General features: G+C 69.1%; 13 protein-coding genes. 8 read left to right on the forward strand and 5 right to left on the reverse strand.

Going from position 1 to position 12,040, the window contains the following annotated elements:
• Positions 1-20: 20 nt before the first annotated feature.
• The 8 genes from rnpA to ACIBW6_RS16120 all read left to right on the forward strand — a co-directional run bounded on the left by rnpA (position 21) and on the right by ACIBW6_RS16120 (position 6,816).
• A complete protein-coding gene (gene rnpA / locus ACIBW6_RS16085) occupies positions 21-392 on the forward strand; it encodes a ribonuclease P protein component (protein ID WP_399059933.1) in 372 nt (123 codons plus the stop codon).
• Positions 389-739 carry a membrane protein insertion efficiency factor YidD gene (yidD, locus tag ACIBW6_RS16090; protein WP_399059934.1) on the forward strand — a complete coding sequence of 117 codons (351 nt, stop codon included), beginning with the start codon at positions 389-391 and terminating at the stop codon, positions 737-739. Before rnpA ends, yidD begins: the two co-directional genes overlap by 4 nt.
• Before the next feature lie 8 nt (positions 740-747).
• Positions 748-2,052, forward strand: a complete 1,305-nt coding sequence (yidC, locus tag ACIBW6_RS16095) for a membrane protein insertase YidC (protein WP_399059935.1) — start codon at positions 748-750, stop codon at positions 2,050-2,052.
• Positions 2,053-2,079: 27 nt separating this feature from the next.
• Positions 2,080-2,592 carry a protein jag gene (locus ACIBW6_RS16100; RefSeq protein ID WP_399059936.1) on the forward strand — a complete coding sequence of 171 codons (513 nt, stop codon included), beginning with the start codon at positions 2,080-2,082 and terminating at the stop codon, positions 2,590-2,592.
• Between the two features lie 106 nt (positions 2,593-2,698).
• Positions 2,699-3,415 (forward strand): 16S rRNA (guanine(527)-N(7))-methyltransferase RsmG, encoded by a 717-nt coding sequence (gene rsmG, locus ACIBW6_RS16105; protein ID WP_399059938.1) that lies wholly within the window; start codon positions 2,699-2,701, stop codon positions 3,413-3,415.
• Positions 3,416-3,709: 294 nt separating this feature from the next.
• Complete coding sequence (locus ACIBW6_RS16110) at positions 3,710-4,786, forward strand: AAA family ATPase (protein WP_399060035.1); 1,077 nt, start codon at positions 3,710-3,712, stop codon at positions 4,784-4,786.
• Positions 4,783-5,895 (forward strand): ParB/RepB/Spo0J family partition protein, encoded by a 1,113-nt coding sequence (locus ACIBW6_RS16115; protein WP_399059939.1) that lies wholly within the window; start codon positions 4,783-4,785, stop codon positions 5,893-5,895. The genes ACIBW6_RS16110 and ACIBW6_RS16115 overlap by 4 nt, the downstream gene beginning before the upstream one ends.
• 303 nt (positions 5,896-6,198) lie before the next feature.
• The gene (locus ACIBW6_RS16120; protein WP_399059940.1) at positions 6,199-6,816 is read left to right on the forward strand and encodes a GNAT family N-acetyltransferase; all 618 of its coding nucleotides are present in this window, start codon (positions 6,199-6,201) and stop codon (positions 6,814-6,816) included.
• Positions 6,817-6,940: 124 nt separating this feature from the next.
• Here ACIBW6_RS16120 and trxA read toward each other — a convergent pair whose 3' ends face one another.
• The 5 genes from trxA to ACIBW6_RS16145 form a co-directional block, all read right to left on the reverse strand.
• A complete protein-coding gene (gene trxA, locus ACIBW6_RS16125; RefSeq protein WP_399059941.1) occupies positions 6,941-7,273 on the reverse strand; it encodes a thioredoxin in 333 nt (110 codons plus the stop codon).
• A gap of 49 nt (positions 7,274-7,322) precedes the next feature.
• Entirely contained in the window at positions 7,323-8,300 is a 978-nt protein-coding gene (trxB, locus tag ACIBW6_RS16130; RefSeq protein WP_399059942.1) for a thioredoxin-disulfide reductase, read from the reverse strand.
• A gap of 142 nt (positions 8,301-8,442) precedes the next feature.
• Positions 8,443-9,450, reverse strand: a complete 1,008-nt coding sequence (locus ACIBW6_RS16135; RefSeq protein ID WP_399059943.1) for an anti-sigma factor family protein — start codon at positions 9,448-9,450, stop codon at positions 8,443-8,445.
• On the reverse strand, positions 9,447-10,160 hold the full coding sequence (sigM, locus tag ACIBW6_RS16140; protein ID WP_399059944.1) for an RNA polymerase sigma factor SigM: 714 nt from the start codon (positions 10,158-10,160) through the stop codon (positions 9,447-9,449). Before sigM ends, ACIBW6_RS16135 begins: the two co-directional genes overlap by 4 nt.
• A gap of 26 nt (positions 10,161-10,186) precedes the next feature.
• On the reverse strand, positions 10,187-11,926 hold the full coding sequence (locus ACIBW6_RS16145) for a protein kinase family protein (protein WP_399059945.1): 1,740 nt from the start codon (positions 11,924-11,926) through the stop codon (positions 10,187-10,189).
• Positions 11,927-12,040: the final 114 nt, after the last annotated feature.

Raw genomic sequence — 12,040 nt, forward strand, 5'->3', positions numbered from 1 at the left:
TCTCGTAATCAGGTCATGACGTGCTGCCTACCGAGCATCGGCTGAGGCGGCGCGAGGACTTCGCGACCGCGGTACGCCGAGGACGCCGGGCCGGCCGCCCGCTCCTCGTCGTCCATCTACGCAGCGGTTCCACGGACCCGCACGCGCTGGGGGAGAGCGTTCCCCCATCGCGTGCGGGTTTCGTCGTGAGCAAAGCCGTGGGCGTAGCCGTTGTACGCAACACGGTCAAGCGCAGACTTCGCCACCTCATGCGAGACCGAATGGCCTTGTTGCCCCCAGGTAGCCTGGTAGTCGTACGCGCGTTGCCCGGAGCGGGCGACGCCTCCCACGCACAGCTGGCCCGAGACCTGGACGCCGCCCTACAGCGGCTGCTGGGAGGGGGCGCGCGATGAAGTACCCACTGCTCGCTTTGATCAAGATCTACCAGTGGACCCTCAGTCCGCTGCTCGGTCCGGTGTGCAAGTACTACCCGTCGTGTTCCCACTACGGCTTCACCGCCATCGACCGGCACGGTGCGATCAAGGGAACCGCCCTCACCGCCTGGCGCATCCTTCGGTGCAACCCCTGGTCGCCCGGCGGTGTCGACCACGTTCCACCACGCAAGCGTCCGCGCTGGCACGAGATGCTCCGCGACGCCTTGCGCGGGGACAAGAAAGCGACCCCCGTCGCTGAGGGCGACAGCCCCTCTGCCCAGGACGGCCCGTCCGCAGCGACTTCGCCCAATGCCCAAGGAGCCTGATCAGGGACATGATTTCCGATATCGTCAACGCGATTTCCGGTGTCTTCGCGTTTCTCACGACCCCGGTGTCCTGGGTCATCGTCCAGTTCCACAAGGTCTTCGGAGCCGTCTTCGGCCCTGACACCGGATGGGCCTGGGGTCTGTCGATCGTGTCCCTGGTGGTGCTGATCCGGATCTGCCTGATCCCGCTCTTCGTGAAGCAGATCAAGGCGACCCGGAACATGCAGCTGCTCCAGCCGCAGATGAAGGCGATTCAGGAGCGCTACAAGAACGACAAGCAGCGCCAGTCCGAAGAGATGATGAAGCTGTACAAGGAGACGGGTACCAACCCGCTCTCCTCGTGCCTTCCCATCCTCGTGCAGTCGCCGTTCTTCTTCGCGCTGTACCACACGCTCTCGGGCATCGCCGACAACAAGAAGATCGGCGTCATCGACCAGTCGCTGCTGGACAGCGCCCAGAAGGCGCACATCTTCGGTGCCCCGCTGGCCGCCAAGTTCACGGACAGCGCCAGCGAGCTGGCCAAGATGGGCGCCTCGCTGACCGACGTCCGCGTCGTCACCGCGATCATGATCGTGCTGATGTCCGCGTCGCAGTTCTACACGCAGCGCCAGCTGATGACCCGGAACGTCGACCTCACGGTGAAGACGCCGTTCATGCAGCAGCAGAAGATGCTGATGTACGTCTTCCCCCTGATCTTCCTGTTCATGGGTATCAACTTCCCCGTCGGTGTCCTCGTCTACTGGCTCACCACCAACGTGTGGACCATGGGCCAGCAGATGTACGTCATCAGCAGGAACCCCACGCCGGGCAGCAAGGCCCAGGCCAAGATGCTCGAAGGCCTGCAGAAGCACGTCGTCACGCACAGCGCCACCCGCACCAAGCGTGAGCGCAACATCGTCAAGGGCATCGTCGCCAAGGGCCGCGACCGCAACGAGCAGGAGCGCAAGTTCATCAACGGCCTGAGCAAGGCCGGGCTCGCCGCGCAGGCCGACGGCACCGTGGTGAAGAGCTCCGCCGCCACGGAGGTCCTGGACGAGGACGGCACGCCCGCCGGTACGCCCAAGCGCCAGCAGCCCAAGCGGCAGTCCAAGTCGCAGCGGCAGACGGGTGTCACCGCCGCCCCCGGCACCAAGGCCGAGCCCGCCTCGCCCGCGAAGCCCTCGCTGGAGAAGCAGGACGCCGCTCCGCAGGCCAAGCAGACCGGGGCCAAGCCCGCCGGCGGCTCGACGGCCACCGGTGCGAACGGCCGCAGCAAGGCCAAGTCCGGCCAGCGCAAGGGCCAGCAGCGCTCCAAGTCCTCGTCCAAGAAGTAACCCTCGACGCAAGAAGGAGCCCATCCCGTGACGGAAGGCACCACCTCCGCCGCTCCCGAGGCCGGCGACACCCTGACCCGCCTCGAGCAGGAGGGTGAGATCGCCGCGGACTACCTCGAGGGTCTGCTGGACATCGCCGACCTCGACGGTGACATCGACATGGACGTCGAGGCCGACCGTGCCGCCGTCTCCATCGTCAGTGACGCCGGCGCCCGCGACCTGCAGAAGCTGGTCGGCCACGACGGAGAGGTCCTGGAAGCCCTCCAGGAGCTGACCCGTCTCGCGGTGCACCGCGAGACCGGCGACCGCAGCCGTCTGATGCTCGACATCGGCGGGTACCGCGCCCAGAAGCGTGCCGAGCTCACCGAGCAGGGCGCCAAGGCCGCGGCCGAGGTGAAGAACACCGGTGAACCGGTCAAGATGAAGCCGATGACGCCCTTCGAGCGCAAGGTCGTGCACGACGCCGTCAAGAGCGCCGGCCTGCGCAGCGAGTCCGAGGGCGAGGAGCCGCAGCGCTTCGTCGTCGTGCTTCCTGCCTGATCGGTACGTTGCTTCCCGGCCCCGTCTGTCCGCAGACGGGGCCGGTCTTTGTCAGCCTGATAGTCAGCCACCCAGCGCGGTAGTGCGGTACGGAAGGACGGTCCCCGTGACGGAGGCAGCAGAACTCCCCCCGGCTCCGGAGGAGGCCCGGACGGTATTCGGCGAGCGCTTCACGGACGCCGTCCGGTACGCGGAGCTCCTCGCCGACGCGGGGGTGCAGCGCGGTCTCATCGGCCCCCGCGAGGTGCCGCGGCTGTGGGAGCGGCACATCCTCAACTGCGCGGTGCTCTCCGAAGTGGTCCCGGAGGGCGTCACCGTCTGCGACGTCGGCTCGGGTGCGGGGCTGCCGGGCATCCCGCTGGCCCTGGTCCGCCCTGACCTCAAGATCACACTCCTTGAGCCGCTGCTGCGCCGTACGACCTTCCTGACCGAGGTGGTCGAGCTGCTCGGGCTGAACCATGTGACGGTGGTCCGTGGTCGCGCCGAGGAGGTTCTCGGCAAGCTGACCCCCGTCCACGTCGTCACGGCGCGCGCGGTGGCCCCGCTGGACCGGCTCGCGGCATGGGGCGTGCCCCTGCTGCGCCCGTACGGCGAGATGCTGGCCCTCAAGGGCGACACCGCCGAGGAAGAGCTCAAGGGCGCGGGTGCCGCGCTGAGCAAGCTCGGTGCGGTGGAGACCTCGGTCCTGCACGTGGGCGAGGGCGTGGTCGATCCGCTCTCGACGGTGGTGCGGGTGGAGGTGGGCGAGAGCCCGGGCGGTGTGCGCTTCGCCGCCAAGCGGGCCAAGGCGGCCCGGACCGGGCGGACCCGCCGGCGGCGTTGATCGGCCGTTGTCCCGACGCGTACTGCCGGTCGGCTCCGCGGGTCGGCAGTACTCCACAAAAGCTGTCAAACGTATGCATCACGGGGTGTCGCCCGGGAGTGCGCCCGACGGCCGTGCATCGTGTTTCACGTGAAACGTCGCTCACTGCTGCAGGGCATCATCAGTCGCGGCCGCGAAGCGGCCGCTCCCCGCGACCGTAGACCCCTTGGATCCCTCGATTCGGGCACGGAGTTGTCCACAGAAGGGGATTCGTCCACAGAAGACCGGGCCTCGCTGGTTCTCGACCCCGACGGCATGGGAGGCTCTGTTCATTGCGAGCCTGAAGTCGAGGAGAGTGAATCCTTGCGGTCCGACGCCAACATCGCGGGACCGATGACCGATCCGGTCCCCGGTCCCCGCACCGAGTCGGTGGGGGAGGATGTTTCACGTGAAACACCGCCCCCGATGGACGACACCCCCATCGGTCGTGCTGCCCAACTGGCAGTAGAAGCTCTGGGCCGTGCAGGCGAAGGCCTGCCACGTCCCGAGCAGACCCGCGTCATGGTGGTGGCCAATCAGAAGGGCGGCGTCGGCAAGACGACGACGACGGTCAACCTCGCCGCCTCGCTCGCGCTGCACGGCGCGCGGGTCCTGGTGGTCGACCTCGACCCACAGGGCAACGCCTCCACGGCTCTGGGGATCGACCACCACGCGGACGTGCCGTCCATCTACGACGTGCTGGTCGACAGCAGACCACTCTCCGAAGTGGTCCAGCCCGTCACCGATGTCGAGGGCCTGTTCTGCGCTCCGGCCACCATCGATCTCGCCGGTGCGGAGATCGAGCTGGTCTCGCTGGTCGCCCGCGAGAGCCGGCTTCAGCGAGCCATCCAGGCCTACGAGCAGCCGCTGGACTACATCCTCATCGACTGCCCGCCGTCGCTCGGTCTGCTGACCGTCAACGCTCTCGTCGCCGGGGCCGAGGTGCTCATCCCGATCCAGTGCGAGTACTACGCGCTGGAGGGCCTCGGTCAGCTGCTGCGCAACGTGGATCTCGTGCGGGGGCACCTCAACCCGAACCTGCACGTCTCGACGATCCTGCTGACGATGTACGACGGCCGCACGCGCCTGGCTTCCCAGGTGGCCGACGAGGTCCGTAGCCACTTCGGCGAAGAGGTCCTGCGGACGAGCATCCCCCGCTCGGTCCGTATCTCGGAGGCGCCGAGCTACGGGCAGACGGTGCTGACCTACGATCCAGGGTCGAGCGGTGCGCTCTCCTACCTCGAAGCGGCACGCGAGATGGCGCTGCGCGGGGTCGGGATCCACTACGACGCCCAGCACGCACACGCGGGCACACCATTTGACCAGCAGAGCACGCCGGAGGGTATTCAGTGAGCGATCGACGGAGGGGACTGGGCCGTGGGCTGGGCGCGCTGATCCCGGCTGCCCCCACACCGGAGAAGTCGGCACCGGCGAGCGCGGCAGGCGGAGCCTCGGCTTCTCCCTCCGCGATGCCGACGCTGACAGCGGAGCGCGGAGTGGCGGCGGCCAAGGTGGCCTCGCTGCCGCCCGCCCAGGTTTCACGGGAAACCGAGGCGCCGGCCAAGAGCGCGGTGGAGAGCTTCGACGCTCCCGCCGGGGCGTACTTCGCTGAGCTGCCGCTCGACTCCATCACGCCCAACCCGCGGCAGCCGCGTGATGTGTTCGACGAGGACGCGCTCGCGGAGCTCATCACGTCCATCAAGGAAGTCGGCCTGCTGCAGCCGGTCGTCGTTCGGCAGGTGGCGCCGGGACGCTACGAGCTCATCATGGGCGAGCGCCGTTGGCGGGCCTGTCGTGAGGCGGGGCTGGAGCGGATCCCGGCCATCGTGCGGGCCACGGACGACGAGAAGCTTCTTCTCGACGCGCTCCTGGAGAACCTGCACCGCGCGCAGCTGAACCCGCTGGAGGAGGCCGCGGCCTACGACCAGCTGCTCAAGGACTTCAACTGCACGCACGACCAGCTGGCCGACCGCATCGGCCGCTCGCGTCCGCAGGTCTCCAACACCCTGCGCCTGCTGAAGCTGTCCCCGTCGGTGCAGCGTCGGGTCGCGGCCGGGGTGCTCTCCGCCGGACATGCCCGGGCGCTGCTCTCCGTCGACGACTCGGAGGAGCAGGACCGGCTGGCCCACCGCATCGTGGCCGAGGGACTCTCGGTGCGGGCCGTCGAAGAGATCGTGACCCTCATGGGTTCGCGACCCTCGAGCCCCGCCCGGGGGAAGGGGCCGAGGGCCGGAGGCCGCGTCTCCCCGGCGCTGAACGTGCTCGCCACGAGGCTCTCGGACCGGTTCGAGACGAGGGTCAAGGTCGACCTCGGGCAGAAGAAGGGCAAGATCGTCGTCGAGTTCGCTTCGATGGACGATCTGGAGCGGATCCTCGGCACGCTCGCCCCCGGGGAAGGACCGGTTCTGCAGAACGGTCTCTCCGAGACCGGCGAGAGCGACGAGAGCGACGAGCAGGACTGACCGGCCGCACGTGAGCGCGGAGCGGGCCGTGTCCGGTGTGTACCGGAACACGGCCCGCTCTTTGCTTTCCTACGGTATCGGGGCAATCGCATCGTGGTTACGATGCGAACCGGGAAGAGCGCAGTCACCTGACAGCACCGCAAGGGGAGGCGGGGCCATGCGATCGGTGAGTCGCACCGGACTGATGACCGCAGGTATCGGACTCGGCGCGGTCGGCGGTTTCGTCGGCAGCCTGCTCAGGGAACGGGGCGCTCTGACAGCCGCCCGCGCCGCCGCGGGTGGAGGAAGCGAGGATCTGCCTACATGGGGCGCCGGCTCGTACCGCTCACGCTGGACAACCTTCCGGACCTTCCCCAGCGCTGCCGGTCGTGTGTCTTCTGGGAGCTCGACCCGGTCACCGGTCAGGCCGCGGTAAGAGCGGGTACGCCCGAGCTGGAGAAAGAGGCATGGATCTCCGCCGTCCTCCTGGAGTGGGGTTCCTGCGGCCGTGTCATCTACGTCGATGACGTTCCGGTCGGCTACGTGCTCTACGCCCCGCCCGCGTACGTCCCTCGGGCGACGGCGTTTCCCACCAGCCCCGTCTCCCCCGACGCCGTCCAGCTGATGACCGCCTGGGTCATGCCCGCCTACCAGGGCCAGGGACTCGGCCGGGTCATCGTGCAGACCGTCGCCAAGGATCTGCTGCGCCGCGGCTTCAAGGCGATCGAGGCCTTCGGTGATGCCCAGTGGAAAGAGCCGGCCTGCCTGCTCCCGGCCGACCATCTGCTGGCGGTCGGCTTCAAGACGGTCCGGCCCCATCCTGCGTATCCGCGGCTGCGCCTGGACCTGCGCACGACGCTCTCCTGGAAAGAGGATGTGGAGATGGCGTTGGACCGGCTGCTGGGAGCCGTGCAGAAGGAACCGGCGCTGCGGCCGCTCTAGGCCCCTCCGCACCGGTCTTTCGAAGCCGCTGCCTGGTCATGCCGAAGGGCCGACCCCCAGCCGGGGTCGGCCCTTCGTGTTTCACGTGAAACGACGCTGCCGTCCGAGGACGGCGATAGCGCCCTTACTCGGCGATGAAGTCCGCGAGGTCGCGCACGATGGCGGCCTTGGGCTTGGCGCCGACGATGGTCTTGGCGACCTCGCCACCCTGGTAGACGTTCAGGGTCGGGATCGACATGACGCCGTACTTGGCGGCGATGCCCGGGTTCTCGTCGATGTTCAGCTTGACGATCTCGATCTTGTCGCCGTACTCGGCCGCGATGGCCTCGAGCGACGGCGCGATCTGACGGCACGGGCCGCACCAGGCAGCCCAGAAGTCGACCAGGACGGGCTTGTCGCTCTTCAGGACGTCCTCGTCGAAGGAGGCGTCCGTCACGTTCTTCAGGTTGCCGGCCACAGCAGGCTCCTCATTTCCTTGGGGGGTTGCGGGAGGGGGAGGTTCAGGATCAGACGTTGACGGTCGGCGTCTTCTCGGGCTCGGCCGCTTCGCCGTCGGCCAGCGCGGCGAGGAAGCGCTCCGCGTCGAGGGCCGCGGAGCAGCCGGTCCCGGCCGCCGTGATCGCCTGCCGGTAGGTGTGGTCCACGACGTCGCCGGCACCGAAGACACCGGTCAGGTTGGTCCGCGTCGACGGAGCCTGCACCTTCAGGTACCCCTCGTCGTCCAGGTCGAGCTGACCCTTGAAGAGTTCCGTGCGCGGGTCGTGGCCGATCGCGATGAACAGGCCCGTCACCGGCAGCTCGGACGTCTCGCCCGTCTTGAGGTTGCGCAGCGTCAGACCGGCGAGCTTCGGGTCGCCCTTGATCTCGGCGATCTCGCTGTCCCAGATGAACTTGATCTTCGGGTCGGCGAAGGCGCGCTCCTGCATCGCCTTGGAGGCGCGGAGGGTGTCGCGGCGGTGCACGATCGTCACGGACTTGGCGAAGCGCGAGAGGAAGGTGGCCTCCTCCATCGCGGTGTCGCCGCCGCCGATCACGGCGATGTCCTGGTCCTTGAAGAAGAACCCGTCGCAGGTCGCACACCAGGAGACGCCCCGGCCGGACAGCGCGTCCTCGTTCGGCAGGCCGAGCTTGCGGTGCTGCGAGCCGGTGGTGACGATGACGGCCTTCGCGCGGTGCACGATGCCCGCGGTGTCCGTCACGGTCTTGATCTCACCGGACAGGTCGACGGCCACGACATCGTCGGGGACGAGCTCGGCGCCGAAGCGCTCGGCCTGACCCCGCATGTTGTCCATGAGCTCGGGGCCCATGATGCCGTCCTGGAAGCCGGGGAAGTTCTCCACCTCGGTGGTGTTCATGAGCGCGCCACCGGCGGTGACGGCCCCCTCGAACACCAGCGGCTTCAGCGACGCGCGCGCGGTGTAGAGCGCCGCCGTGTAGCCGGCGGGCCCGGAGCCGATGATGATCACGTTACGGACGTCGCTCACGGCTTGATTCCTCGTCTCTGCGGGACTGCTGCGTACTGCCGGGGGAGCCTCTTCTCAGGACTCTCACCCCACCCAACGGATCCTACGGGGCGCGCATTCCCGACGTGTCCGGGTGCACGCCGCGAGTGCCTTCGGGTGCCCGTCAGCCGCGGGCGTAGTCGTGGGTGTACAACACTTCGCCCGTGGCGGAGGCGGCCTGCTGGGTGCAGGCTGAGTCCACGATGAACGCTGTGACGCGGTGTGCCGGGTCCGTCTTGTGGGGCAGCACGACGAGGTAGACGCTCTTGCCGTCGTAGGTGCCCTTCTCTGCCGCCAGTGGATCCTCGTTGCGGTGCGTCCCGAGCTGGACGCAGGCCGGGACGGTGGTGGCCCGCTTCGGCAGAGGGACGGACTGGGGCGTCTTGGGGCCGCTGTCCTGTGTGCCGAAGGACGGCTTCTCCGTAGAGGGAGACGCGAATGCACTGGGGCCGGTACCGAGCAGCTCGGAGACCTTCGTGTCCAAGGACCCCTCGGCGAAGGTGTCGCGGGCCCCGTTCCGGTGCGCGGTCGGAGCGTCGTCTCCGTCCTGCTGGAGGAGCAGGACACCGACGCCGAGGGCCGCGGCGGTCAGGACGGCTCCGAAGGCCGCGCCCGTGCGTCGCCGTGGGCTGCGGTTCTTGCGGCCCGGGCCGACGGCACCGCGAGGACGGCCCGATGGCCGTTCCACGGAGCGCACGGCGGGTTCATTGGCGGTGGGGTCAGCGGGCGATGTTTCACGTGAAACAGAGTCGGTTGTTTCACGCGTGCCTGACGTGGGCGCTGTCCGCGAGGCCGCTAGCCGGACTTCTTCCGAGGCGTCGGAGGTGTCATCTGCCGACACTCGGGGGGCGGCTGTCGGGTCCGGGTGCACGGCGAGGCTGTCCAAGAGGGCTTCGGCGGCGAGGGCCGCGTCGATGCGACCGGCGACGTCCGCAGGCATGCGGGGTGGGTCCGGCAGCGTGCCGAGCAGACCGCGGATCTCCTCCAGTGAGGCGTAGACATCGGCGCACAGCGGGCAGCCGTCGAGGTGTCGCCTGAGGTCGGTCGTACGGGAGGCGGGCAGCAGCCCCTCGGCAAGATCGGAGATCTCGGCGACCTCCGGGTGCTCTGCCGTGTCGGTCGTCGACGTCATGCTCGTCCACCTCCGCCCTTCACGACAGCCGTGTCACTTGGTCCTGCCTCGTCCTGAGGCCCCGCTGCGGGTGGGACGGATGTCCCCGGTCTCCGGTTCCTTGCGGAAGGTCCGTTCTCGTCACGTCCTCGGCTGTCGTCCCCGGTCCGCAGGTGCGTCAGTAGCGGCAGGAGCCGCGTTCTGCCGCGTGCGCAGCGGCTCTTGACGGTGCCGACGGGGACGTCGAGTATTCGGGCCGCCTCCGCCACGGGGTAACCCTGCATGTCGACGAGGACGAGGGCGGCCTGCTGGTCCGTCGGCAGGGACCCCAGGGCCTGGAGGAGTTCGCGGTGGAGGTCGTTGCGCTCAGCGGGGGCGGCGGCGGACTCGTGCGGTTCCAGGAGCTGGTCGAGGCGCTCGGTGTCGTCCACCGGCGAGGTCTTGCGGGAGGCCGCCTTGCGGGCTCGGTCCAGGCAGGCGTTGACGGTGATGCGGTGCAGCCACGTCGTCACGGCGGCCTGGCCGCGGAAGGTGTGGGCCGCCCGGTAGGCGGACACCAGGGCGTCCTGCACCGCGTCGGCGGCTTCCTCGCGGTCTCCGAGCGTTCTCAGGGCGACGGCCCACAGCCGGTCCCGGTGGCGCCGCACGATCTCCCCGAAAGCGTCCTTGTCGCCCGCGACGTGCCGGGAGAGGAGGTCCTGGTCGCTCACTTCGCCGTAGGCGTCGTCCACTGTGGAACCCCCTCCCCTGTGCGTCGTCAGCCGGTGAACTTCACATCCGTGACGCCCTGCTTGTAACCGGCGTTGCTGTACCCATCCTTGTCCGCATGCGGCAACGCGGTCAGCCAGACGAGGACATAGCGCGTATTGACCGGCTTGTCGGCCTTGATGCTCGCCGCGTCGGTCGTGGTCCGCGTCTTGGACCCGATGTGCTTCAGGCCGTCCACCGAGGCCGGCGTGAGGGAGTCCGCCGCGTAGAGCGAGACGGTGGTGTGATCGCCGGCGTACCGGAGCCCTATCGAGGCGGCGGAGACGTCCTTGGCCGAGCCGAGGTCGTACACGATGCCGACGCCCGGCTTTATGACCATCTCCGGGCCGTCCAGGAACGACTTGGTCCGCCAGAAAGTGGAGCTGTCCTCGTCGTAGGTCTGCGCGACGTTCTCCGGCGCCTGCGCGTCGCCCTGGGCGACGTACTCCTTGGCGTCCTGGATGGTGATCGGCTTGACGGGCTTCTTGTCCTCGTTGCCGCCGCCGTCACCGTCCGTGGTGTGCGTCTCCTCCGTGCCGTCGGGCTTGTTGCGGTCCATGAGCGCGTCCGCGAGCTGCCAGCTGCCGAGACCCAGAGCGGCGATCAGCAGGGCGGAGACGGCCCACTTGAGGACCTTGCCGGTGCGGCTCTGGAGCGGGGCCGGAGGCGTCGGCACGGGCTGCGTGGCGCCGGGCGCGGCGACCCGCCCGTACGACCCCTGCTGGTACGTGGTCCGCTGGTACTCCGGCGGCGCGGTGAAGGCGGGCTCCGGCGGGCGGATCCTGGGCATCTCGCCGATGGCCTTGACCAGGTCCTCCGGCGTGGTGCACGGGGGCTCCTGGCGGGACGCCGTCGCCCCGTCGTTGGCGAGCGCGCGCATGGCCAGCTCCCCGAGGCCGCGGTGGACACCGGCGCGCACCTGGTCGGGTGCGATGAGGCCGACGCCCTTGGGCAGCCCCGACAGGCCGTAAGCGTCGCTCTCGTACGGCCAGCGCTGGGTGAGCGAGGCGTACAGGAGCGCGCCGATCGCCTCGGTGTCCGTGCGCTGTGGGGTATCGGAGCTGATGCCGCGCAGCGCCGCGTTCACGGCGAGGCCGCGGATGCGCCACTGCCCGGTGGAGGTGCGCAGCACGGCGCTGGGCGTGAGCCGCAGGTGCGCGAGGCCCTCGCGGTGGGCGGCGGCCATCGCGTAGGAGATCTGGCTGACCATCTGGTACGCGTCGTGCGCTTCGAGGGAGCCGAGCGCGAGCAGCGCCGTCAGCTCGGTGGCGTCGGGCAGCCACTCGTGCACGACGTAGACGAGGTCGTTCTCCTCGACCGCGTCCAGGACCTGGACGAACCGCGGGTCGCCGAGCAGGGCCGACGAGCGGGCCGCGGCCAGGACCGAGCGGGCGCGCGGGTGGTCCGCCGGCAGCAGATGCACGCCGACGGCACGACGGAGCTTCTCGTCGACCGCACGCCAGCTGCTGAAACCGTCCAGACGAGTGACGCACTCTTCGAGGCGGTAGCGCCTGGCGAGCTTGTGACCGCTGTGCAACTCGGGCGGTGAGGACGTACGCGGGCTCACATGGGTCCCCGTCTCCGCCGTGTCCGCGGTCTCCCCACGTGTCGTGGCGGCCCGCTCGCCGGGGTCGGCCACCGTGTCGCCCGTGGCCTGCTCCGCCTTGTCCGCTTTGTCTGCCTTCGCGGTCAGCGGATCGTCACCACTGTTGTCGGCCACGTCGATGGCAGCCGTGCTCCGTTCCGCCACCGTCGTTCCTGCCTCCCCATTCGTTGCACTCACTCCGACGCCAAAGCCAATTGTGCCCACAGTCCGACGCTATGCACGACACGCGGTGGTCGCTGATGGTTGTGCGCGCCGGGG

Source organism: Streptomyces sp. NPDC049813 (genome assembly GCF_044465085.1).
Taxonomy (GTDB): domain Bacteria; phylum Actinomycetota; class Actinomycetes; order Streptomycetales; family Streptomycetaceae; genus Streptomyces.